Source organism: Isoptericola halotolerans (assembly GCF_013149785.1).
GTDB classification, from domain to species: domain Bacteria; phylum Actinomycetota; class Actinomycetes; order Actinomycetales; family Cellulomonadaceae; genus Isoptericola; species Isoptericola halotolerans.
This window is the reverse complement of record NZ_JABEZU010000001.1, coordinates 1,181,816-1,204,993: the sequence shown is the minus strand read 5'-3', so window position 1 is coordinate 1,204,993 and position 23,178 is coordinate 1,181,816. Positions and strand designations below refer to the sequence as shown.

The following is a 23,178-nucleotide window of genomic DNA, read 5'->3' as shown; positions in this document are numbered from 1 at the left end:
CGGCCCTTTCACGGCACCTTCACGTGGCAGGGGCCACGGGGGGAGGTCAGGCGAGCTGGACCCAGCCGCCGCGCCGGAACGCGGGCGTGGCGAACGCCAGCACCGCCATGGCGCAGATCCAGGCACCCAGCATGACGGAGGTCATGGCCACGGTGCCGCCGCCGAGCGCCCCGGCGAGCGGCGAGACGAGGCCCGCCACGCCGGACTGCACGGCGCCGATGACGGCGGCAGCGGTGCCGGCGCGCTCGCCGTGCCGGGACAAGGCGATGGCCGAGGCGTTGGCGGGGATGAGCCCGGTGAACGCGAGCACCACCCACAGCGCGGCGAGCAGACCGATGAGCCCGCCTGCCCCCGTGATCGCGACGACGAGCAGGACGACCGCGCAGAAGCCCTGCATGACGAGCGCGGTGCGCAGGATGCGGATCGGGGCGACCCGCCGCACGAGGGCGGCGTTGATCTGCGCCGAGGCCACGAGACCGATCCCGTTGAGGGCGAACAGCAGCGAGAACTGTCCGTGGCTGAGGCCGTAGACCTCCTGGAAGACGAAGGGGGAGGTGACGACGTAGCTCATGAGCACGGCCATGCCCAGGCCCGGCAGGAGAGCGAGCGCCATGAAGTGCCGGTCGCGCAGCAGGTGCCGGTAGCCGCCGACGACGGAGCGCGCGCCCCCGCTCGAGCGGCGCTCGACGGGATGCGTCTCGGGCAGGAACCGCCAGACGACGACGCCCATCGCCACGCCGAGGAGGGCCAGGAACCCGAACACCCAGCGCCACGAGGCGAGCTCGGCCACGGCGGACCCGAAGGTGGGGGCCAGCAGCGGTGCGATCCCGATGATGAGCATCAGGCGCGACAGGATGCGTGCGGCCTCGGAGCCGACGAACCGGTCGCGCACGATCGCCATCGCCGCGACGCCGCAGGCGGCGTTGAAGAAGCCTTGCAGCAGCCGCAGCCCGACGAGCGCGAGCATGTTCGGCGCGACGGCGCACAGCAGCGAGGTGACCACGTGCATCGCGAGGCCGACCATCAGCGGTGCCCGGCGTCCGTAGCGGTCGGACAGCGGGCCGATGACCAGCTGCCCGGCCGCGCCGCCGACCAGCATGATCGAGACGGACAGGGCGGCGAACGACGGCCCGGACCCGAGGTCGGCCGCGACCTCCGGCAGGGACGGAAGGTACATGTCGACCGTGAACGCCGGGATCGCCGCGAGGGACCCGAGCATGACGACCCACCGGAAGGACGAGCGGGCACGCTGCGGCGGGGTCGGGTTCTCGGGCATGGCCGCCATCGTATCGAAACGATACGACGGCGGCGACGGGTTCGTCGGTGATGCCTCTCACCCCGGCGACGACCGGCCGACCAGGTGCGTGTCGGTGGCGTGCGCGACGATGGGCTGCATGTGCGGCAGGTACGCCTCCTTCACGGACGCCCAGTCTCTGGCCGACGACCTCGCCCTCGCCGAGGTCGCCGAGGACGCGCGCCTGCTCGGGCCGCGCTGGAACGTCGCACCCACCGACGACGTCCGCATCGTCGTCGAGAAGCCGCGCCGGGAACGCCTCGACGACGGGCGGACGGTGGCGGGCGAGATCACACGATCGTTGCAGCGCGCCCGGTGGGGCCTCGTGCCCTCCTGGGCCAAGGACCCCGGCATCGGGTCACGGATGATCAACGCACGCAGCGAGACGCTGCTGGACAAGCCCGCCTTCGCCCGTCCGCTCGCCGTCCGGCGGTGCCTGGTGCCCGCCGACGGCTACTACGAGTGGCGCCGGCTGGAGGCACCGCCCGGCACCCGCAAGGTGCCCAAGCAGCCGTACTGGATCCACCCCGCCGACGACGGCGTCGCGGCCTTCGCAGGGCTGTACGAGTTCTGGCGGGACCCCGGTAGGTCCGACGACGACCCGGACCGGTGGCTGGTGTCCGCCACGATCGTGACCACGGCTGCTGCCGGCGGCCTCGAGCGGATCCACGACCGCATGCCCGTGACCCTGCCGCCCGCGACGTGGGACGTGTGGCTCGACCCCGCCGTCGGCGCCGAGGAGGCGGCGACGCTGCTCACCACCGCGGCGCCCGCGATGAGCACCCGGCCCGTGAGGTCCCGGGTGGGCAACGTCCGCCACGACGACGCGAGCCTCCTCGAGACCGACGCCGAACCCCTCGACCCGGACCTCGTCCTGCTGTAGCAGTGTGTTCGGCGGCTCAGCGGATCCCTACCGGCCGAGCCTGCGGCTCCGCCGTTCCCTACCGGCCGAGCCTGCGGCTCCGCTCCGGGCGAGCGCCTCGTCCCTCGGCCCGCACCCTTCGCTGCGCCTCCGGCTCAGCCGTTCCCTACCGGCCGAGCCTGCGGCTCCGCTCCGGGCGAGCGCCTCGTCCCTCGGCCCGCACCCTTCGCTGCGCCTCCGGCTCAGCCGGTGTAGGCGCGGTGCAGGCGGACCGGGGTGATCTCGCCCAGCCCCTGGACCTCCTGCGGCGTCTGGGCCGTCAGGGCGTACCGCGACGAGGACGCCAGCAGCGCAGCGGTGGGCGGGTCCACCAGCACGCTCGCCGGCTCGGCCAGCTCGGTGATGCGCGAGGCGAGGTTCACGTCCGGGCCGAACACGTCGCCGAACCGGGACAGCACCCGCCCCCAGACGAACCCGACCCGCACCGGGATCTCCTGGGCGGTGGCGTGCGGCGCCGCGAGGCCGAGAGCACACTCCGCACCGGTCGTGACGTCGTCGGCGACGAACAGCACGGCGTCACCGATCGTCTTGACCACCCGGCCACCCGCCTCCGTGATCACGTCACGCGCGCGCGCCTCGAACTGCTGCACGAACTCGGACAGTTCCTGGGAACCGAGCCCGGCGGTGCGCTTCGTGAACGAGACGATGTCGGCGAACCCCACCGCGCGTCGCAGCGGCAGCTCGTCCGGCACCGGTCGGGCACCCTGCGCACCCCCGAACTCCGTGGCGAACCTGCCCATCAGCGCCGCGAGCTGCCGCCGCCAGGCGTGCTCCAGCTGACGCGCGAGGATGTCCGCAAATCCCGGGATGCGCTCCAGCGCCGCCAGGCGGGCACTGACGTCGTCCAGCTCGAAACGGCGCCCGAGGTGCTCGACGAACGCCTCGACCTGCCACAGCGCGAGCCGGTCGGCGGTGTGCCCGAGCGAGCGGACCAGGGTCATCTGCGCCTGCTCGTCGAGCTGGCCCTCGTCGATCAACGTACCGATCTCCCGCAGCGACTCGAGGTCCGCCGCGGTGAACCGCGCCTCGTCGTCCCCGGTCACCGGCAGGCCCAGCCAGCGCCAGTACGACTCCACGAACTCACGCGACAGGCCCGTCCCGGTCACGAGGTCGTCGAGGGTGTAGGTGCGCGGGCCGCCGAGGATCGCCTCGTCGACCCGGCCGGCCGCGTCGTCGACCGCCGGGGCGTCGTCGTGGGGGGTGTCGCTGGTCACGGGGTCACTGTAGCCAGCATCACCTGGGCGGATCCTGGGCGTCCGTGTCGGGCGCCGCCCGCACGTGGTGCACGTCCCCCGCGGTGACCACACGCTCGCCGCCCGGGGTCGCCAGGACGAGCGAGCCGTCGTCGGCCACCCGGTCCGCACGGCCCACGACGACGTCGTCACCGCCGGCGAGCTCGGCCCGCACCCGGGTGCCGAGGGTCGCCGAGGCCGCCGCGTACTCGGCGGCCAGCCCCGCGGCCACCGCGTCCCCCGCCGCCGCCTCGAGCCGACCGACGGCCCCGATCAGCTCCCGCGCGAGCCCGACAAGGAGCGCGTCGCGGTCGGCGGCGGCGCCGGCGAGGGCGAGCGACGTCGCCGTGGGCACCGGCAGCTCGTCGGCGCGCTGCGAGACGTTCACCCCGACCCCGACGACGACGGCGGGAGGCCCGCCGGGCGGCCCGTCGCCGTCGGGCACGACCTCGGCCAGGACGCCGGCGACCTTGCGGTGGCGACCGAGCCCTTCGACGGGCGTGCCCGCCGGCAGCAGCACGTCGTTCGGCCACTTCAGCCGGGCCTCGCACCCCAGCACGGCCAGGGTCCTCACCACGGCGAGCCCCGTCACGAGGGGCAGCCAGCCGAGCCTCGCCGCCGGCACCTGGGGCCGCAGCAGGAACGACACCGTCAGCGCGGCGCGCGACGGCGTCTGCCAGACGCGCCCGGCCCGACCGCGCCCGGTGATCTGGTGCTCGGCCACGAGCGCCGCCGGCGCCCGGGCCGCGCCGCCGCGGACACGGTCGGCCAGGTCGGAGCTGGTCGATCCCGTGGAGTCCACCACGTCCAGGCGAGCGAGCGGGCCGTCCGCGTGGCACAGGGCACGGCGCAGCGAGTCGACGTCGAGAGGTTCGCGTTTCACCAGACCATCGTCGCGGTTCGACCGTGTCCTCGCCAGACCGGCCCGTTGTACGGTCCCCACAAAGATCAGCGGACCCTCAAGGCCTGTCGCGCATCGATTCGTCGCTTCCCACCATCTAGGGTCACTTGCGTGAACACCACTGCCGCCAAGCTCGCCGAGCTCGAGCGCCGTCGCGCCGCCGCCGTCACCGAGCCCGAGGAGACCGCCAGGACGAAGCAGCACGCGCGCGGCAAGAAGACCGCTCGTGAGCGCATCGACGCCCTGCTCGACGAGGGCAGCTTCACCGAGCTCGACGCCCTGGCGACCCACCGCAGCCGTAACTTCGGCATGGACGCCAAGCGCCTGCCGGGCGACGGCGTCGTCGTCGGGCACGGCACGATCGACGGCCGTCAGGTGTGCGTGTTCTCCCAGGACTTCACGGTGTTCGGCGGGTCGCTGGGCGAGGTGCACGGCGAGAAGATCGCCAAGGTGCAGGACCTCGCCCTGCGCACGGGCGTGCCGATCATCGGGATCTCCGACGGCGGCGGCGCCCGCATCCAGGAGGGTGTGGCGGCCCTGACCCAGTTCGCCGAGATGTTCCGGCGCAACGTCGCGGCGTCGGGAGTCATCCCGCAGATCTCCCTGATCCTCGGCCCGAGCGCCGGGGGCGCGGTGTACTCCCCCGCGCTGACGGACTTCATCGTCATGGCCGACGGCACCTCGAACATGTTCATCACCGGCCCGGACGTCATCAAGACCGTCACCGGGGAGGACGTGGACTTCGAGACCCTCGGCGGGGGTCGCACCCACAACGCGACCTCCGGTGTCGCGCACTACCTCGGCGAGGACGAGGACGACGCGATCGACTACGTGCGCCACCTGGTCGGGTACCTGCCGCAGAACAACCTGTCGGACGCGCCCACCTTCCCCCCCGAGGACGAGGCGGGCGCCGACCTGCTCGAGGTCACCGCCGACGACGAGGCCCTGGACGGGATCGTCCCGGACGGCGACAACCAGCCGTACGACATGCGCACCGTCGTCGAGACCGTCCTGGACCCGGACTCGTTCCTCGAGGTGCAACCGCTGTTCGCACCGAACGTGCTGGTCGGGTTCGGTCACGTCGAGGGGCAGAGCGTCGGCATCGTCGCCAACCAGCCCCAGTCGATGGCCGGCACCCTGGACATCAACGCCTCCGAGAAGGCGGCCCGGTTCGTGCGAACCTGCGACGCCTTCAACATCCCGGTCCTGACCTTCGTGGACGTGCCCGGGTTCCTGCCCGGCGTGGGCCAGGAGCACGACGGCATCATCCGCCGCGGCGCCAAGCTCATCTACGCCTACGCCGAGGCGACCGTCCCGCTGGTCACCGTCATCACGCGCAAGGCCTACGGCGGGGCCTACATCGTCATGGGGTCCAAGCAGCTCGGCGCGGACGTCAACCTCGCCTGGCCGACGGCGCAGGTAGCCGTCATGGGTGCCTCCGGTGCGGTGAACATCCTGCACCGCCGGGCGCTGAAGTCGGCGGCCGACGGCGGCCAGGACGTCGAGGCGGAGCGCACCCGGCTCACCGACGAGTACACCGAGGCGATCGTCAACCCGTGGGACGCCGCCCAGCGCGGGTACGTCGACGCGGTGATCCGCCCCTCCGAGACGCGCGGGCAGGTGGTGCGAGCACTGCGGGCGCTGCGCACCAAGCGGGCGAGCCTGCCCCCGAAGAAGCACGGCAACATCCCGCTGTGATCGTCTGAGAAGATCGAGCGATGAGTCACGAGGACGCCACCCACGGCCCGGCACCGCTGGGCGACGTGGACCCCGAGCCGATGCACCGCGCGGTGGATGCCCTGACGACCGCCCTGCACGAGTACGTCGACGTGGCGGTCGGTGTCCGGGCGGAGTTCGGAGCGACGGAGGCCGACGACGACCCGCGCATCCTCGCGCTGGAGAACCGTGTCGGCACGCTCAATGCCACCGTGTTCGACCGGCTGCACGACGCCCTGGGCATGCACCCCGACCTGACGACCTCGGTCTGGGGCCCCGGCCCCGAGGCGGAGCACACCGACGACGACGCCGTGGACCTGCCCGCCGGCACCGTCCCTGCCGAGGTGTTCTACCTCGGCTTCGTCGTGGCGGACCCGCCGGCCGGCGCCCCGGTGACGCTCGACGGTGTCATCGAGGTGCTCGACGACGCCGGCGAGCAGGCTGCCGCGCGGCTCGTCGACGGCGGCTACCAGGTGATGGAGTGGGCAGCCTCGCGGGGCCTGGCACCAGGCTTCGGCGACGACCCCGACGACGAGGAGGACGAGGAGTGAACGCCCAGTTCCGCGTGGTGCGCGGCGAGCCCGACGACGTCGAGGTGGCTGCGCTCGTGGCCGGTCTCGCCGCAGTCTCGGCCTCCGGCGACGAGCCCGACGACGTCGCACCGGTCGACGAGTGGACCAACCACGCCCGGTCGCTGCGTGGCAACGGTGCCGCCACCGCCCGCAGCTTCGGCGGCCGGGCGGGACGGCACAACGCCGACGCGTGGCGTTGGAGCCTGCGCTCGTGAGCGTGGTGTGGCAGCAGGTCGGCTCGGCGCAGGAGGTCGAGTCGCCGCTGGCGGACGTCCCCGACCCTGAGCGCCCGGGGTGGCTGCGCCGCTGGCTCTGGCTGCCGGCGCTGCTGGTGGCGATCGGTGTGTACGTGGCCCGCCGGCTCGTGGCGGACCCGTCCGGCGAGGTCGAGATGTGGCTGATGCTGGCGCTGGTGGCCGCCGTGACGGTGACGGCCGTGGCCGCGCTCGTGCGGTACCGCGACGACCAGCGGCTGGTCCAGGAGCGCCGCGCGGCCGAGGCGCTGCGGGCCGACGCCCGGTCGACGACGGGCTCGGTCACCGTCTCGCAGCGAGTTCTCAAGGACGGCACGATGCTGCACGGGATGCTCACCTACCCGCGGGACGGCGCGACGGTCGACGACGCGTGGTCCCTCATGGTGGCCGACGGCGACGCGCCCGGTCCGCGTCCCCACGACCCGGTCGCCGTCTGGTGGGCGCCGGGGTCGGACACCGCGATCGTCCGGTACCACCGCGGCTGGGCGGACGACGTCCGCCGCTCGGCGTCCTGACGTCGCTCGACGGACCGTCCCGACCGGTGTCGGGCCTCACGCGCGCGTCGTCGAACGTGCGTGCACAGGACGATCTCGGGATGCTCGGAGGAACACGGGCGCACCGGCGCCCGGGACGGGAGGCACGCTGATGGGTATCGGAAGCGGCATCTTCCTCATCGTGGTGGGTGCGATCCTCGCCTTCGCGATCGGGCCGGACACGTGGGAGGTCGTCAACCTCAACGTCGTCGGCTACATCTGCATCGCCGCGGGAGTCCTGGCACTGATCCTGGGGCTCGTCCAGACGAGGCAGCGCCAGCACCACCGGGTCGAGCGGTACGACGACCGCCCGCCGCCAGCGGTCTGACCCGAACCTGCGCCACCACGAGCGTCTCTGTCCGTCAGGAATCGGCCGTTGATTCCTGACGGACAGAGACGCTCGTGCGTGGGGACCCGTTAGCCTCGCACCCGTGAGCCACGACACGCCTGCCGACCGCCCCAGCACCCCGCTCGACGACGTCGCCGACGCCTACGTCCGCGACGCCGCGGCCCTCCAGCCGATCGACGCAACGATGATGGGGCTGCCCGGGCACGACCACCGGCTGCCCGACCTCTCCCCCGCCGGTCACGACGCCCGCGCCGACCTCGACCGGGCGCTGCTGCGCCGTCTCGACGAGCTGGAGGCCACCGGACAGGCTCCCGTGGACGACGTCGACCGGGTCACCCTGGCTGCGATGCGCGAGCGGGTGGGCCTGGCTGTCGAGCAGCACGAGGCGGGCGACCCGCAGGCCAGCCTCAACAACATCGAGTCCCCGGTGCAACAGCTGCGGGACCTGACCGACGTCATGCCCTCCGGCACCGTCGAGGCCTGGGAGAACATCGCCGCGCGGCTGAACGCCGTGCCGCAGACCCTCGCCGGCTACCGCGAGTCCCTCACCTGGAGCGCCGGACGCGGACGCGTCGCCGCGATCCGCCAGGTGCGCGCCGCCGTCGAGCAGGCGCGCGACCTGGCCGGGGACGGGTCGACGTTCACCGCACTCGCGACCGGGGAGCAGGCCGCCCGCGTGCTCGACGAGTCGTCCGCGTGCTCCCTGGTCCGCGCCGAGCTGGAGCGCGGCGCTGCCGCTGCCCGCGACGCCTACGCCGGGCTCGCCGACTTCCTCGAGACCGAGCTCGCACCCCTCGCCCCGCAGGAGGACGCCTGCGGCCGGGAAGCCTACGCGCGGTACTCCCGGCAGTTCCTCGGCGCCACCGTGGACCTCGACGAGACCTACGCATGGGGCCTGGCCGAGCTCGCCCGCATCGTCGCGGAGCAGGAGGAGGTGGCCCGGGAGATCGCCGGCCCGCAGGCCACGGTGGCCGACGCCGTCGCGGCGCTCGACGGCGACCCGGCGCGCATCCTGCACGGCACCGACGCGCTGCGCTCGTGGATGCAGCGCACCGCCGACGCCGCGGTCGACGACCTGGCCGGCACCCACTTCGACATCGACGGCCCGGTGCGCACCATCGAGTGCATGATCGCCCCGTCGCAGACCGGCGGGATCTACTACACCCCGCCCAGCGACGACTTCTCGCGCCCCGGCCGGATGTGGTGGTCGGTGCCCGCCGGGGTGACCGAGTTCACCACCTGGCGGGAGACCACCACCGTCTACCACGAGGGGGTCCCGGGCCACCACCTGCAGTGCGCAGCCGCGGTCGCCGCCCGTGACACGCTCAACTCCTGGCGACGCCTCGCCTGCTGGGTCTCGGGCCACGGCGAGGGCTGGGCGCTGTACGCCGAACGTCTCATGGCCGATCTCGGCCACCTCGACGACCCCGGCGACCGGTTCGGCATGCTCGACGCACAACGTCTGCGCGCCGCGCGCGTCGTCCTCGACCTCGGGGTCCATCTCGGCAAGGACTGCCCCACCGAGTGGGGCGGCGGCACGTGGGACGCCGAGAAGGCCTGGGAGTTCCTGCGGTCGAACGCCAACATGGACGAGGCCTTCCTGCGGTTCGAGCTGGACCGCTACCTCGGCTGGCCGGGCCAGGCGCCGTCGTACAAGGTCGGTCAGCGGCTGTGGGAGCAGGCACGCGACGACGCCCGCTCCGCCGCCGTGGCCCGCGGCGAGGAGCTCGACCTGCGGGCGTTCCACGCCCGTGCGCTCGGCCTCGGCTCGGTGGGGCTCGACGTGCTGCGCGACGCGCTCGCCTGACGTGCAGGGGATCCTCACCGGCTTCGCGATCATCGGCGTCGTCATCGCCGCCGGGTACGTCGCGTCACGCCTGCGCATCGGCGGGCCCGACGCCCGCGAGACGCTCAACCGGGTCGGCTTCTTCGTCGCCAGTCCCGCCCTGCTGTTCACCGTGGTCGCCGACGCCGACCTCGGTGAGCTGCTGGGCGCCCCCCTGCTGGTGCAGGCGATCGCCGCCGCGAGCGCCGCCGTCTGCTTCGTCGTGGTGAACCTGCTGTGGTTCCGGCTGCGAGCTCCCGAGGCCACGATCGGGGCGCTGGGTGCCGGCTACGTCAACGCGGGCAACATCGGCCTGCCGGTGGCGGTCTACGTGCTGGGCGACGCCACCGCCGTGGTCCCCGTCATCGGGCTGCAGCTGCTCGTCATCTCCCCGCTGGTGCTGCTCCTGCTCGACTCCACGACCTCGGAGAAGAGGGTCTCGCTGCGGTTCGTGCTCAGTCAGCCGGTCCGCAACCCGATCATCCTCGGCGCGCTGGCCGGTGCCGCGGTCTCCCTGACGGGCGTGACGGTGCCCGACGTCGTCCTGGCGCCGCTGGAGATCCTGGGTGGCGCCGCGATCCCGATGATCCTGCTCGCGTTCGGCATGTCGCTGCACGGGTCGAGACCGCTGCGCGGTCGCGAGGGCCGCGCCCCCGTCGTCGTGGCCGCCGTGCTCAAGGCGGTGCTGATGCCGGCCGTGGCGTTCGTCGTGGCCCGCTTCGGGTTCGGGCTCGACGACGCCACGGTGGTCTCCGCGGTGACCCTCGCTGCGCTGCCCACCGCGCAGAACATCTACAACTACGCCGCGCGCTTCCGCCGCGGCGAGGTGCTGGCCCGGGACACGATCCTGGTGACCACTCTCGCCTCGCCCGTCGTGCTGCTCGTGGCCGCCGCGCTCTTGACGTAGTCACCCCCGCCGACGTGTGAACATGAGCACGCCGTCGCACCACACCCCCGGACGACGGCGCCGCCTACCCCGACCCCGGAGGACCCGATGAGCAGCGCACCCCGCCAGTCCGACCTCAAGCCGGAGGACGTCAGGCACAGCCTCCTGGAGGACGCCCTCGGCCTGCTCACCGGGACGTTCGTGGTGTCGCTGGGCCTGTACCTGCTGCAGTCCGTGCAAGCCGTCACCGGCGGCACCGCGGGCCTCGCGCTGCTGATCAGCTACGCCGTCGACGTCCCGTTCGGGTGGCTCTTCGCCCTGGTCAACGCACCGTTCTTCCTCCTGGCGATCTGGAAGAAGGGATGGGACTTCACCCTGCGCACCGGCCTCTCGATCGCCCTGGTCTCGTCGTTCAGCGCCCTGCAGTCCGCGATGTTCGGCGTCGTGGACGTCCCGACCCTGTACGGCGTGCTCGGCGGCAACGTGCTGGCCGGCGTCGGGCTGCTCATCGTGTTCCGGCACCGCTCGAGCATCGGCGGGTTCAACATCGTCGCGCTCCTGGCCCAGGAGCGGCTCGGCTGGCGTGCCGGCTACGTCCAGATGGCGCTGGACACGGCCGTCGTGCTGCTCGCCCTCATCGTCGTCGAGCCGTTCGTGGTGCTCGTCTCCGCCGTCGGAGCCGCGCTGCTGAACCTCGTGCTGGCACTGAACCACCGGCCCGGCCGGTACATGGGCTACTGAGCCCGCGGCGCGCCGCGGTCAGGTGCTCGAGCAGGTCAGGTCCGGCGTCGTCGGCTGACCGCTGGCGAGGAACCCGAACGTCGCCGTGCCGCCGGCCGGAAGCTGGCCGTTCCAGGACGCGTTGCGGACGACGACGGTCCCTCCCTGCGTGGCGACCTCACCGTTCCACACCTGGTCGATGCTCCCGCCGGCCTGGTCCCAGGTGACGGTCCAGGACGACGTCGGCGAGCCGGCTCGGACCGTGACCTCACCCTGGAAGCCGCCCGACCACGAGTTCACGGTGGTGTAGGTCGCCGTGCAGTCCTCGCCCGGCGTCGGGTCCGTGGGGTCCGGGTCCGGCGTGGGGTCCGGGTCCGGCGTCTCGGACGCCAGGGCGGTGAAGAACTCCCAGATCTCGCCCGGGACCCAGGACTGGTTCTGACCCTGGTCGCGCGGGTCCCACACGTGCCCGCTGTCCGAGGCGATCCACACCACCGGGTAGGCGTCGTCGCACGAGTAGGCCGTCTTGAGGTGGGTACCACTGCCAGGAGCCGGCTCGGGCGCGTTCTGCGCCTGGCACCCGTTGGTCTGCAGGACGCGGTCCCGCAGCTGCCGTCCCTGGGAGATGTTGAGCACGTCGTCGACGACTCCGTGCGAGCCCAGGTAGGCGATCGGCTCGGACCCACCGTCGCACCCGGACAGCTGGGCACCGTTGAGCACCGCCACCGCACGGAACACGTCGGCGCGCGCGCACGCCAGCGCGTTGCTCATGCCCCCGCCGTAGCTGAAGCCGGTCGCGAACCGCTGAGAGGTGTCGATGCACAGCGCCGACCCGACGGTGCTCAGCACGTCGTCGATGAACGCGACGTCCCGGCCGCCCGAGTTGGGCCACGCGTTGTCGATGCCCTGCGGCGCGACGAACACGGTGCTGTCGCCCGACAGCGGCTCGAGGCCGTAGTAGCCCTGGTTCTCCACGTCCGCCGAGGTGCCGTGCCACCAGTGCAGTCCCACCACGAGGCGGTACGGCTGGTTCGGGTCGTACCCGCCCGGCACGTCGAGGCGGAACGACCGGGCCTGCCCACCGCTGGTGATGGTGTGGTTGCCCGTGGACAGGCCCGCAGGCTGACCGCAGCCGTCCGTGGTCGCCTGGGTGGCGACACCGGTCGGTACCGATGCGCCGGTCGGTACCGATGCGCCGGGCGCTGCCGACGCGACGGGTGCGGACAGCCCTCCCAGGACGAGCAGCGCGGCCGCGGCCGACGACAGCAGCGTCCGTCGGCCTCGGGTCGGGTTCGGTCGTCGCATGGTGCTCCTCCGTGGTGGTCCTCAGCGGCACTGCCGGGTCTACGTCCGCGGACCAGGTCCGCGCGGGTTGAACGTTATATTCGTCGACAGAGAGGGGGCAGGTGGTGAAACGGTTCGGGAGCCCCTGGGACCTGTCGGCTAGGCTCCCTGACGTGCCTCGCCTGGTCCTCGCCTCGAAGTCCCCCGCCCGTCTCGCCACCCTGCGTTCCGCCGGGGTCGAGCCGGAGGTCGTCGTCTCGCGGGTCGACGAGGACGCCGTCCTGGCCGGTGCGCGCGAACGCTTCGCCGACCTCAGCCCGGTCGATGCCGTCCTGGTCCTCGCGCAGGCCAAGGCCGAGGAGGTCGCCACGCACACGGCCGGCGCGCTGGTGCTCGGCTGCGACTCGATGCTCGAGATCGACGGCGAGGTCGTCGGCAAGCCGGGCACGGCCGACGTCGCGCGCGAGCGCTGGCGCCGCCTGCGCGGCCGCTCGGGCGTCCTGCACAGCGGGCACTGGGTGATCGACCTGAGGGACCCCGACGACGGCGGCACCGCGGCCACGCTGGGGGCGACCTCCTCGACCACGGTCCACTTCGCCGACCTCGACGACGCCGAGATCGACGCCTACGTGGCCACCGGCGAACCCTTGCAGGTGGCCGGCGCCTTCACGATCGACGGGATCGGCGGGCCGTACGTCGAGCGGATCGAGGGTGACCACCACGGGGTCGTCGGCGTGAGCCTGCCGTTGGTGCGGGAGCTCCTCGCCGAGATCGGTGTCCCGTTCCGCGATCTGCGCGCCCCGCAGGTCCGAGGCTGACGAAACCGCCAACCCATCGGCTGCCAGGTCGCCGATCACCCCCCTGGCCATGTGGGAAGTGCACAAACGGCTCCGACCCCTGTTGGCACCCGGCACAGACTTCCCGACCCGGGCCGTACGGAGTGGTGGAGCAGGGCGCCCGGCGCGTTACCGTGAGCCGTGCCCACCATCACGAAGGTCCTCGTCGCCAACCGCGGTGAGATCGCTGTCCGCATCGCCCGCGCCTGCGCCGACGCAGGCATCACCTCCGTCGCGGTGTACGCCGACCCCGACCGGCAGGCCCTGCACGTCCAGCTCGCCGACGAGGCGTTCGCCCTCGACGGCACCCGGGCCGCGGACACCTACCTGGACGTCGACAAGCTGCTCGACGTCGCCCGCCGGTCCGGTGCCGACGCCGTCCACCCCGGCTACGGGTTCCTCTCGGAGAACGCCGGCTTCGCCCAGGCGGTCATCGACGCGGGCCTGGTCTGGATCGGCCCGCCGCCGTCCGCGATCGAGTCCCTCGGTGACAAGGTCAGCGCCCGCCACATCGCCCAGCGGGCGGGTGCACCCCTGGTGCCCGGCACCAAGGACCCGGTCTCGGACTCCTCCGAGGTCCGGGACTTCGCCGCGGAGCACGGGCTGCCGATCGCCATCAAGGCAGCGTTCGGCGGTGGCGGGCGCGGCCTGAAGGTCGCCCGCACCCACGAGGAGATCGACGAGCTGTACGACTCGGCGGTGCGCGAGGCGGTGGCAGCGTTCGGCCGTGGCGAGTGCTTCGTGGAGCGCTATCTCGACAAGCCCCGGCACGTCGAGACGCAGTGCCTGGCGGACACGCACGGCAACGTCGTCGTGGTCTCCACCCGCGACTGCTCGCTGCAGCGTCGCCACCAGAAGCTGGTGGAGGAGGCTCCCGCCCCGTTCCTCAGCGCCGAGCAGGAGGCCGAGCTGGACCGCGCCTCGAAGGCGATCCTGCGCGAGGCCGGCTACGTCGGTGCCGGGACCTGCGAGTTCCTCGTCGGCACCGACGGCACGCTGTCCTTCCTGGAGGTCAACACCCGCCTGCAGGTGGAGCACCCCGTCACCGAGGAGGTCACGGGGATCGACCTCGTCCGCGAGCAGCTGCGCATCGCCTCCGGCGAGGAGCTCGGCTACTCCACGACGTCCCCCCGGGGTCATTCCCTCGAGTTCCGGATCAACGGCGAGGACCCCGCCGCCGGGTTCCTGCCGGCGCCGGGCACCATCTCGACGCTGCGCTGGCCCTCCGGGCCGGGCGTGCGCGTCGACACCGGTGTGGTCGAGGGCGACACCGTCTCCGGGCTGTTCGACTCGATGATCGCCAAGCTCGTCGTCACCGGGGCCACCCGCACCCAGGCCGTGCAGCGGGCACGGCGCGCGCTGCGCGAGCTCGAGGTGTCCGGCATCCCCACCGTGGTGCCGTTCCACCGTGCCGTGCTCGAGTCCCCCGACTTCGTGCCGGTCGCGGGCGAGGACGCCTCCGCCGCCGACTTCGCCGTGCACACGCGATGGATCGAGACGACCTTCGCCGAGACGGTCGCCGGTCTCGGACCGAGCCACCCGCCCGTCCCCGACCTCGCCGAAGGGCCGGAGGAACCGCCGGAGCGCGTGGTGGTCGAGGTCGGCGGGCGGCGCCTCGAGGTCGTCCTGCCCGCCGGGCTGGGCATGGGCCGGGCCGCCGGCTCCGCACGACCTGCACGCCGCGCCGTGCGCCGCGCCGCCCGCGGCACCGGGACCGGCGCGGGTGGCACCACCCTGGCCTCCCCGATGCAGGGCACCATCGTCAAGGTCGCGGTCGCCGAGGGCGACGAGGTGGCCGAGGGCGACCTGGTCGTCGTGCTCGAGGCGATGAAGATGGAACAGCCGATCACCGCTCATCGGGCCGGGACGATCAAGGGCCTGGCGCTCGTGGCCGGAGCCGGCGTCTCCGCCGGCACCGCCATCTGCGAGATCGCCTGATCGACATGTCCGGCACCCTGCATCACCGGCACCCCGGTGACGGCTGGGTGCAGTGCGGAGACCACCAGCACTGGGGGCTGCACGGGGCGGCCGGTCTGTTCCTGGTCCGCCGGGCCCCGCCCGCCCCGGGTGGCAGACCCGGCAGGGTGACCGAGGTCGTGCTGCAGCACCGGGCCACGTGGTCCCACCACGGCGGCACGTGGGGCATCCCCGGCGGCGCCGTCGCGCCGGGAGAGACCCCGACGCAGGGGGCGCTGCGCGAGGCCGCCGAGGAGGCCGGCGTCGACCCGGCCTCCGTCCGGGTCGTCGCGGAGCACGTGCTGGACCACGGCGTGTGGACCTACACGACGGTGCTCGCCGAGACTCTCGAGGGTCGGCGTACGCACGTGTCCGCCACCGACCCGGAGAGCATCGAGGTGCGCTGGGTACCGGTCGACGACGTGGCCGGGCTCGACCTGCACCCGGCCTTCGCCGCCTCCCTGCCCCACCTGATGACGCTGCTCGACGACCAGCGCTGAGCCGCGGCCCCGCCCGGCGTCAGCGCGGCGTGAGCTGCCCGTGCAGCATGCGCGCCGCCTCGCCGATCGTCCCCGACAGGGACGGGTAGATCGTGAACGTCTCGGCGACGTCGTCCACCGTCAGCCGGTGGCAGACCGCCAGCGCGACCGGGAAGATCAGCTCGCTGGCCCGCGGGCCGACGACGACGCCGCCGAGGACGACCCCCGCCTCGGGGTGGGCGAAGAGCTTGACGAAGCCGTCGTGCACGCCGTGCATCTTCGCGCGCGGGTTGCGGGCCAGCGGCAGCGTGGTGGTGATGTACCGCGAACCCTGGGAGCGGAGCGCCTCCTCGGAGTACCCGACCGTGGAGATCTCCGGCGCGGTGAAGATGTTCGCCGCGACGTTGCCCAGGTGCAGCGGGGTGACCGCGTCGCCGAGGGCGTGCGCCATCGCGACCCGTCCCTGCATCGCGGCGACGGAGGCGAGCGGCAGCACCCCGGTGCAGTCGCCGGCCGCGTAGATGCCCCGCACGGAGGTGCGTGAGACGCGGTCCACCTCGATGTGCCCGGACCGGCTGACGCGGACGCCCGCCTCCTCCAGGCCCAGCCCGGCGGTGTTGGGGACCCCGCCGACGGCGATGAGCACGTGGGACCCCTCGACGACCCGGCCGTCCTCCAGGGTGACCGCGACCCCGTCCTCGGTGCGCGCGGCCGCGGCGGCGCGCGACCGGGACATGACGGTCATGCCGCGGTGGCGGAAGACGCCCTCGAGCAGCTCGGCGGCGTCCTCGTCCTCGCCGGGGAGCACCCGGTCGCGCGAGGAGACGAGCACCACCTCGGACCCGAGGGCGAGGTAGGCGCCCGCGAACTCCGCCCCGGTGACGCCGGAGCCGACCACGATCAGCTTCTCGGGCAGGGTGGCCAGGTTGTACAGCTGGGTCCAGGTGAGGATGCGCTCGCCGTCCGGCTCCGCCGTGGGCAGCGTACGCGGCGTCGCGCCGGTGGCGAGGAGCACGATGTCGGCGTCGAGCGTGATCTCCGCGCCGCCGTCGGACGGGGAGACGACGACGCGGCTGGGTCCGTCCAGACGGCCGCTGCCGTCGACGATCCTGACGCCCTCACGGTCCATGCGGGCGCGGATGTCGCTCGACTGCGCCGCCGCGAGCGCGAGCACCCGCTTGTTGACGGCCTGCAGGTCGACCAGCGACCGCCGGTCGTCGGGGTCGTCGCCGGGCGTGACGGAGCTGGCGGTGCGGATGCCCAGCTCGGGTGCGGACTCGGCCATGGTGAACCACTCGGCCGTGGCGATGAGGGTCTTGGAGGGGACGACGTCGGTCAGGACGGTCGCGCCGCCCAGACCCGAGCGTTCGACGACGGTGACGTCGGCGCCCGTGCGGCGGGCGACGAGGGCGGCCTCGTAGCCTCCTGGGCCGCCGCCGACGACGACGACGGAGCGGTTGGGTCCGGCAGGGGTGGTCTTCTCGGCAGGCACGGTGCCATTGTGGCAGGCGCGGCAGGGTCCCGCGGGCAGAGATACGCTCGGGTCCATGAGCACCACACCTGCCACGACGCCGGACCTCGACGACCCGAGGACCGATCCCTTCGACGTCGCGCGCGCAGCCGCCGCCCACATCGCCGAGGTGACGGGTGTGCCGGGGCACGACGTCGCCCTCGTCCTCGGTTCCGGCTGGGGCGGAGCGGCCGAGCTCGTCGGCGACGTCGTCGCCGAGCTCCCCACGCACGAGATCCCCGGGTTCGCGAAGGCGTCCGTGGTGGGGCACGCGTCGACGACCCGTTCGATCCGGGTCGAGCGTCCCGACGGCTCGACCCGCCATGCGCTCGTCATCGGGGGCCGCACGCACCTGTACGAGGGCCGCGGGGTGCGGCGGGTGGTGCACGGGGTGCGCACGGCGGCGGCGACGGGCTGCGAGTCGGTGGTGCTGACCAACGGCTGCGGCGGACTGCACATGGCGTGGCGTCCGGGCCAGCCGGTGCTGCTGCGCGACCACCTCAACCTCACCGCGACCTCGCCGCTCGAGGGCGCGACGTTCGTGGACCTCACGGACCTGTACTCGCCTCGTCTGCGCGAGCTGGCCCGGTCGGTCGATCCCGAGCTGCCGGAGGGCGTGTACGCCCAGTTCCCCGGCCCCCACTACGAGACGCCCGCCGAAGTGAAGATGGCCGGGATCCTGGGGGCGGACCTGGTCGGCATGTCGACCACGCTGGAGGCGATCGCCGCGCGGCACGCCGGCATGGAGGTGCTCGGCGTGTCCCTGGTGACCAACCTGGCGGCCGGGATCTCGCCGCAGCCCTTGTCGCACGAGGAGGTCCTCGAGGCGGGTCAGGCCGCCGGCCCGCGGATCAGCGACCTGCTCGCGAACATCGTCAAGGCGCTCTGAGGAGGGCGGGATGATCGAACCGCTGGACAGCCTGCTGGACCGGGTCGAGGCGTGGATGCGCCACGACGTGGACGACACCGACGTCGACGAGCTCACGCGCCTGGTCGACTTCGCGACCACGGCGGACGGGGCTCGCTTCCCGAGCGCGCTCGCCGAGCTGCGTGACCGCTTCGCGGGGACGCTGCAGTTCGGCACCGCCGGTCTGCGCGGTGCGATGGCGTCAGGCCCGAACCGCATGAACCGGGCGGTCGTCATCGGTGCGGCCGCAGGCCTGGCCGCCTACCTGAACGACGTGCTCGGCACCGGGCCCGACGGCGCTCCGCCACGCGTCGTCGTCGGCTACGACGCCCGGTACCGGTCGTCCGACTTCGCGCGCGACACCGCGGGCGTGCTGGTCGCGGCGGGCGCCGAGGTGACGTTGCTGCCGGGGCCGCTGCCGACGCCGGTGCTCGCCTTCGCCGTGCGGCACCTGTCCGCCGATGCCGGCGTGATGGTCACGGCGAGCCACAACCCGGCGGCGGACAACGGCTACAAGGTCTACCTCGGCGGGCGGGTCGTCGCGGACTCCGGGCAGGGGGCGCAGATCGTGCCGCCGCACGACGCCCTCATCGCGGAGCGGATCGCGGCAGCCGGGCCTGCCGACGAGGTGCCGCGTGCCACGGAGGGCTGGGGCGTGCTCGGCCGGGACGTGGTCGACACCTACCTGGCATCGGTGCACGGGATGGCGGCGGTGGAACCCGACGTGGCGGACCGGCTGCGGGTCGTCACGACGTCCCTGCACGGCGTCGGCGGCCGGACCCTCGCCCGCGCCCTGGCCGACGCGGGCTTCTCCCAGGTCGTCCCGGTCGAGGAGCAGTCCTACCCGAACCCGGACTTCCCGTCGGTCTCGTTCCCGAACCCGGAGGAGCCCGGCGCGCTGGACATGGCGCTCGGCCTCGCCGTGGACACCGGCGCCGACCTGGTGATCGCCAACGACCCGGATGCCGACCGCTGCGCCGTCGCGGTCCTCGACGTCACCCAGGGGACGCACCTCGGTGTCGAGACCGCACGGTCCAGCGGGTGGCGGATGCTGCACGGCGACGAGGTGGGGGCGCTCCTCGGGGCCGAGGCCGTGCGCCGGGCCGCGAGCAGCACGCCCGGGCCCGACGGCGTCACGGTGGCCTCCTCGGTCGTCTCGTCACGGGTGCTGGGGCGGATCGCGCAGGACGCCGGCGTGGCCCACACCACGACGTTGACGGGGTTCAAGTGGATCTCACGCACTCCGGGTCTGGTCTTCGGCTACGAGGAGGCCCTCGGCTACTGCGTGGACCCGGCGCACGTGCGGGACAAGGACGGCATCAGCGCCGCCGTCGTCGTCGCGTCCCTGGCAGCTCGCCTCAAGGCCGAGGGTCGGACGCTGATCGACGCCCTCGACGACGTCGCGCGCGCTCACGGCCTGTACGTCACCGACCAGCTCTCGGCCCGGTTCGAGGACCTGGCGCAGATCCCGGAGACGATGTCCCGGCTGCGTGCGGCGCCGCCGTCGTCGCTGGACGGATCACCGGTCCGGACGGTCGCCGACCTGTCCGACGGGTACGACGGGCTGCCGCCGACGGACGGGATCCTGCTGCTCGCCGAGGACGGGACCCGCGTCATCGTGCGGCCGTCCGGCACCGAGCCCAAGGTCAAGTGCTACCTCGAGGTGATCGGTGAGGTCGCCCCCGACGCGGCCCCCGTCGACGTGGGCAAGGCGCGCGTCGCTGCTCACGAGCGCCTCGACGCGCTCAAGGCCGAGCTGGCGTCCGCCCTCGGCCTCTCCTGAGTCAGAGGGCGGCGTCGTCCTGCTCGACGGCGGCGTTCCAGTCCGCCTTGGCGGCCCGCCACGCCTCGTCGTCGTGCCCACGACGCCAGTAGCCGGAGGCCGAGAGACGTTCCTTGCCCACGCCCAGCTCGGCCCGGACCCAGCGCCGCAGCTCACGCACGCAGGACGCCTCGCCGTGCAGGAACGCGTGCGGGGCACCGTCGGGCAGCCTGCCGGCCGTGCGGGCGTCGCGGACGGTCTCCGTCAGGTCGGCCACCTCCCGGTGGACCCAGGTGATCGACAGGTCGGCGGCGGTGACGATCTCCTGCTCGTCCGCCGGCCCGGGAACCTCGACGAAGGCGTGCGCCGTGGTCCCGGCGGGCAGCGACTCGACCGAGGCCGCGATGGCCGGCAGCGCCGAGTCGTCGCCCACGAACAGGTGCCACGGTGCCGACAGGTCCGGCGCGTAGGAGCCGCCGGGCCCGAGGAAGGTGACCTTCTCACCGGGCTGGGCGCGCCCGGCCCACGGCCCGGCGATGCCCTCGTCCCCGTGCACCACGAAGTCCACGTCCCACTCGCCGTCACGGACGGCGCGCACCGTGTAGGTGCGGACCAGCGGCTTGCCCTCCGGTGTGGCGGGCTCGCCCACCACCAGCTTGATGTACAGGTCCGTCACCGCGGGACGAGGGATCGCGTCCAGGGCGTCGCCGGCGAGGGTCAGGCGCACCATGTGGGGCGTGAGCCGGCGGACGGCGGAGACGGTGGCGTGGTGCTGAGTGCGCTTGCCGCCGGGTGGACCGCCCCGGCGCGATGTCGTGTCAGTCATTGTAGGTGAGCCTAACCTGCCCTGCGGTCAGGTTCGTCCGAGCCTGCTCACCGTGGACCGCACGAGGAGGACGGCGACCAGCAGCACGAACCCCGCGGCGCAGAGCATCAGCACCGTCCCCGATCCCGCGGCGCCGTGCAGCATCCAGGCCAGGGCGGTCACCGTCAGCCAGCCGCGGACCAACCACGCCGCGACCAGCATGGTCGAGGCGTCACCGCCGCCGGGCGCACTGACCGGGGTGAACAGCTCGGCGGGGACCGTCGTGGCCCCCGCGACCCAGCCCCTCACCGCGAGGGCGAGCACCCCCGCGGAGGCCACCACCACGACGGCCCGCGTGCCGTCGTGGGGCAGGCCCGCGAGGCCGCCCAGCACAGCCAGACCGAGGCCGGCGCCCGCCGACGCCGCACCGAGCAGCGCCGGGACCACGAGGTGACCTGCCAGGAGCCGACCGACGCTGCCGGGAAGCAGCCCGCCCGGCCGGGGCTGGGACGCCGTCTCCCGCAGGCCGCCCGTCCAGGCGGCGGACGCCGCGTACAGCACGAGGGCACCCAGCACCACGGCGGTGACGGACCCAGGACGGCCGGTCGACGGGCTGCCCAGCACGAGCAGCAGGGCGCCGCCGGTGCCGGCCAGCACCGAACCGAGCACCGGTCCGGGGCGGCGCCGCACGCCGACCAGGTCTCGGGCGACCACGGGAGCGTGTCGGAGCAACGGCGCCCAGAGCGTGCGGTGGCGACCTCGCAGCCGGGCCGGGCCCAGCAGGTCGGCCACCCCGCCGGCCTCCCCTCCGGCCAGCGCCTGGGTGGTCGCGACCGTGGTGCGCTGCGCCGACGCCGTCGCGTCGACGTCGATCTCGCCGGGCAGCGACCGCATCGTCGACCACAGGCTCACCACCGCTGCCGCACCGGCGACCGCCACCAGCCCCCACCCGGGCGCGGTCGCCAAGGAGCAGGCCACGCCTCCCGTCGCGGGCTCCCCGCACACCGGACCGGCGACGCCACGCACCTGCGGCGCGACGACCTCGAGCACAGGGGCCAGCACGCCCAGACCGACGAGCACGCCGGTGGCGCGCAGGGCTCGGGTGCGCCACCGCGGGGTCTGCGCCGCGACGCCGAGCATCACCGGCAGCTGGACCGCGAGCGCGGCGACGACGACCCAGCCGGCGACGTCGGCGGCCGTCGCGCCGTCGTTCGGTGTCGCCCCCCGGACCACGCCGAGCGCTCCGGCCGCCAGCGCCGAGGCACCGAAGGCGGCCGCGACCGCCGCGCCCACGGCGAGCACCACGACCCGGCGCCGCAGCACCTCGGCAGGTCGGAACTGGCCGGCGAGGACGAACCTCGCCTCCGGCGGGCTGGTCCACAGCGGCCCCCCGGCACGCGCGGCGGTGATCGCCAGCAGCGCCACCAGGCCACCGAGGCACAGGCCCACGACCACCAGGCCGTCGAACGCGCTCGAGCTCCACCGTCCCGCCAACGCCTCCGCGCCGCGGTCTCCCAGCGGCAGCCCGGTCTGGGCCAGTGCCGACCACAGGACGGGGCCGTAGACCAGGGCGAGGAGGAAGACGCCGTACACCAGGTACACCCGGTCGCCCGGGTCCGCCCCGGCGGCCACGGCACGGGCGAGCGCCGACCGGCGACGCACCCGCGCCACCCATCGACGCCACGGCGCGTACGGCACGCGCATCGCCGCCTCGCCAGGTTCGTCGGCCGCGGTCGCGGCGCCGCCCGGGCCGCTCATCGGGGCCCGGGCGCGGTCAGCTCCACCACCTGACCGCGGGCCGCGACGTCGTCCCGCAGCCCGCTGTCGTGCGTGGCCACCAGGACGGTGCGTCCGTCGTCGAGCGCCCGGGCGACGAGCCGCCGGGCGACCGCGCGCCACCGGGCGTCCAGCCGTTGCTCCGGCTCGTCGAGGAGCACCAGGGACGCCGGTCTGTACAGGGTGGCCGCCAGGGCGAACAGCTGCCCTTCCCCCGATGACAGCTCGGAGGGGAACTGGTCACGCACGCGGCCCAGCTCGGCCTCGGCCAGCGTCTCGGCGACGCTCGCCGTGCGGTGGCGCCCGGCCCATGCCGAGCTGATGAGCTGCAGGTGCTCGGCCACCGTCAGGTCGCGGTAGGTCGGCAGCCCGCCCAGCAGGAGCGTGACGCCCTCGCGCCGGCGCAGGCGGGCGCGCGCGGCCGGCAGCCCGAGCGTGCGCACGGTCCCCGACGTGGGCTCGTCCGTCCCGGCGACCAGCCGCAGGAGCGTCGACTTGCCGCTGCCGTTCGCGCCGACGACGGCGGCCGCCTCGCCCGCGTGCAGCGTCAGGGACGTGGGACCGAGGATCTCGACGCTGCCGTGCGTCCGCGTGGCCTCACGCACCTCGACGACAGGATCACCGGTGTCCGCGCTGGTCATGGAACCGACGCTAGCAGC

At 73.8% G+C, this 23,178-nt stretch carries 22 protein-coding genes; 14 read left to right on the top strand and 8 right to left on the bottom strand.

All coding sequences use genetic code 11. The annotated features are described in order from the left end of the window. Positions 1 to 46: 46 nt before the first annotated feature. The gene (locus HDG69_RS05645; protein ID WP_171782726.1) at positions 47 to 1,276 is read right to left on the bottom strand and encodes a multidrug effflux MFS transporter; all 1,230 of its coding nucleotides are present in this window, start codon (positions 1,274 to 1,276) and stop codon (positions 47 to 49) included. 118 nt (positions 1,277 to 1,394) lie between these two features. Between HDG69_RS05645 and HDG69_RS05640 the strand changes: the two genes are divergently transcribed. Next, complete coding sequence (locus tag HDG69_RS05640) at positions 1,395 to 2,177, top strand: SOS response-associated peptidase (protein WP_171782725.1); 783 nt, start codon at positions 1,395 to 1,397, stop codon at positions 2,175 to 2,177. A gap of 221 nt (positions 2,178 to 2,398) precedes the next feature. Here HDG69_RS05640 and HDG69_RS05635 read toward each other — a convergent pair whose 3' ends face one another. Then, a complete protein-coding gene (locus HDG69_RS05635) occupies positions 2,399 to 3,430 on the bottom strand; it encodes an adenylate/guanylate cyclase domain-containing protein (protein WP_171782724.1) in 1,032 nt (343 codons plus the stop codon). Between the two features lie 19 nt (positions 3,431 to 3,449). Continuing rightward, positions 3,450 to 4,331: a biotin--[acetyl-CoA-carboxylase] ligase gene (locus tag HDG69_RS05630; protein WP_171782723.1), complete on the bottom strand. Its 882-nt coding sequence runs from the start codon at positions 4,329 to 4,331 to the stop codon at positions 3,450 to 3,452. A gap of 129 nt (positions 4,332 to 4,460) precedes the next feature. Between HDG69_RS05630 and HDG69_RS05625 the strand changes: the two genes are divergently transcribed. From HDG69_RS05625 to HDG69_RS05590, 8 genes are all read left to right on the top strand, one after another. Next, entirely contained in the window at positions 4,461 to 6,047 is a 1,587-nt protein-coding gene (locus HDG69_RS05625) for an acyl-CoA carboxylase subunit beta (RefSeq protein ID WP_343036272.1), read from the top strand. Positions 6,048 to 6,067: 20 nt separating this feature from the next. Next, positions 6,068 to 6,616 carry a hypothetical protein gene (locus tag HDG69_RS05620; RefSeq protein ID WP_171782722.1) on the top strand — a complete coding sequence of 183 codons (549 nt, stop codon included), beginning with the start codon at positions 6,068 to 6,070 and terminating at the stop codon, positions 6,614 to 6,616. After that, positions 6,613 to 6,852, top strand: a complete 240-nt coding sequence (locus tag HDG69_RS05615) for an acyl-CoA carboxylase epsilon subunit (RefSeq protein WP_171782721.1) — start codon at positions 6,613 to 6,615, stop codon at positions 6,850 to 6,852. Before HDG69_RS05620 ends, HDG69_RS05615 begins: the two co-directional genes overlap by 4 nt. After that, positions 6,849 to 7,406 (top strand): hypothetical protein, encoded by a 558-nt coding sequence (locus tag HDG69_RS05610; RefSeq protein WP_171782720.1) that lies wholly within the window; start codon positions 6,849 to 6,851, stop codon positions 7,404 to 7,406. The genes HDG69_RS05615 and HDG69_RS05610 overlap by 4 nt, the downstream gene beginning before the upstream one ends. 130 nt (positions 7,407 to 7,536) lie before the next feature. Next, entirely contained in the window at positions 7,537 to 7,752 is a 216-nt protein-coding gene (locus HDG69_RS05605) for a DUF6458 family protein (protein ID WP_171782719.1), read from the top strand. Between the two features lie 103 nt (positions 7,753 to 7,855). Next, the gene (locus tag HDG69_RS05600) at positions 7,856 to 9,580 is read left to right on the top strand and encodes a DUF885 domain-containing protein (RefSeq protein ID WP_343036271.1); all 1,725 of its coding nucleotides are present in this window, start codon (positions 7,856 to 7,858) and stop codon (positions 9,578 to 9,580) included. A gap of 1 nt (position 9,581) precedes the next feature. Then, the gene (locus HDG69_RS05595) at positions 9,582 to 10,505 is read left to right on the top strand and encodes an AEC family transporter (protein ID WP_171782718.1); all 924 of its coding nucleotides are present in this window, start codon (positions 9,582 to 9,584) and stop codon (positions 10,503 to 10,505) included. 87 nt (positions 10,506 to 10,592) lie between these two features. Next, the gene (locus HDG69_RS05590) at positions 10,593 to 11,225 is read left to right on the top strand and encodes a YitT family protein (protein WP_171782717.1); all 633 of its coding nucleotides are present in this window, start codon (positions 10,593 to 10,595) and stop codon (positions 11,223 to 11,225) included. Between the two features lie 18 nt (positions 11,226 to 11,243). On the opposite strand, the gene HDG69_RS05585 is transcribed toward HDG69_RS05590, so the two are convergent. After that, a complete protein-coding gene (locus tag HDG69_RS05585; protein WP_171782716.1) occupies positions 11,244 to 12,509 on the bottom strand; it encodes a CE1 family esterase in 1,266 nt (421 codons plus the stop codon). A gap of 152 nt (positions 12,510 to 12,661) precedes the next feature. Here HDG69_RS05585 and HDG69_RS05580 point away from each other — a divergent pair, with 152 nt between their 5' ends. From HDG69_RS05580 to HDG69_RS05570, 3 genes are all read left to right on the top strand, one after another. After that, positions 12,662 to 13,306: a Maf family nucleotide pyrophosphatase gene (locus HDG69_RS05580; protein WP_171782715.1), complete on the top strand. Its 645-nt coding sequence runs from the start codon at positions 12,662 to 12,664 to the stop codon at positions 13,304 to 13,306. A gap of 159 nt (positions 13,307 to 13,465) precedes the next feature. Further along, a complete protein-coding gene (locus HDG69_RS05575) occupies positions 13,466 to 15,262 on the top strand; it encodes an ATP-binding protein (protein WP_171782714.1) in 1,797 nt (598 codons plus the stop codon). A 5-nt stretch (positions 15,263 to 15,267) separates the two neighbouring features. Beyond that, a complete protein-coding gene (locus tag HDG69_RS05570; RefSeq protein ID WP_171782713.1) occupies positions 15,268 to 15,780 on the top strand; it encodes an NUDIX hydrolase in 513 nt (170 codons plus the stop codon). 19 nt (positions 15,781 to 15,799) lie between these two features. Here HDG69_RS05570 and HDG69_RS05565 read toward each other — a convergent pair whose 3' ends face one another. Next, positions 15,800 to 17,308 (bottom strand): NAD(P)H-quinone dehydrogenase, encoded by a 1,509-nt coding sequence (locus HDG69_RS05565; protein WP_171782712.1) that lies wholly within the window; start codon positions 17,306 to 17,308, stop codon positions 15,800 to 15,802. On the opposite strand from HDG69_RS05565, the gene HDG69_RS05560 reads away from it, so the two are divergent. Together HDG69_RS05560 and HDG69_RS05555 are read left to right on the top strand one after the other, a co-directional pair. After that, positions 17,307 to 18,158 carry a purine-nucleoside phosphorylase gene (locus HDG69_RS05560; RefSeq protein WP_171782711.1) on the top strand — a complete coding sequence of 284 codons (852 nt, stop codon included), beginning with the start codon at positions 17,307 to 17,309 and terminating at the stop codon, positions 18,156 to 18,158. The two genes, HDG69_RS05565 and HDG69_RS05560, sit on opposite strands and share 2 nt — an antisense overlap. A gap of 10 nt (positions 18,159 to 18,168) precedes the next feature. Beyond that, a complete protein-coding gene (locus HDG69_RS05555) occupies positions 18,169 to 19,959 on the top strand; it encodes a phospho-sugar mutase (RefSeq protein ID WP_246255992.1) in 1,791 nt (596 codons plus the stop codon). 1 nt (position 19,960) lies between these two features. Here the strand turns inward: HDG69_RS05555 and HDG69_RS05550 are convergent, their stop codons facing one another. From HDG69_RS05550 to HDG69_RS05540, 3 genes are read right to left on the bottom strand one after another with little or no spacing between them, the layout of a single operon-like run. After that, a complete protein-coding gene (locus HDG69_RS05550) occupies positions 19,961 to 20,764 on the bottom strand; it encodes a siderophore-interacting protein (protein WP_171782710.1) in 804 nt (267 codons plus the stop codon). Positions 20,765 to 20,791: 27 nt separating this feature from the next. After that, complete coding sequence (locus HDG69_RS05545) at positions 20,792 to 22,501, bottom strand: hypothetical protein (RefSeq protein WP_171782709.1); 1,710 nt, start codon at positions 22,499 to 22,501, stop codon at positions 20,792 to 20,794. Next, positions 22,498 to 23,160 (bottom strand): ABC transporter ATP-binding protein, encoded by a 663-nt coding sequence (locus tag HDG69_RS05540; protein ID WP_171782708.1) that lies wholly within the window; start codon positions 23,158 to 23,160, stop codon positions 22,498 to 22,500. Before HDG69_RS05540 ends, HDG69_RS05545 begins: the two co-directional genes overlap by 4 nt. Between the last annotated feature and the right edge of the window lie 18 nt (positions 23,161 to 23,178).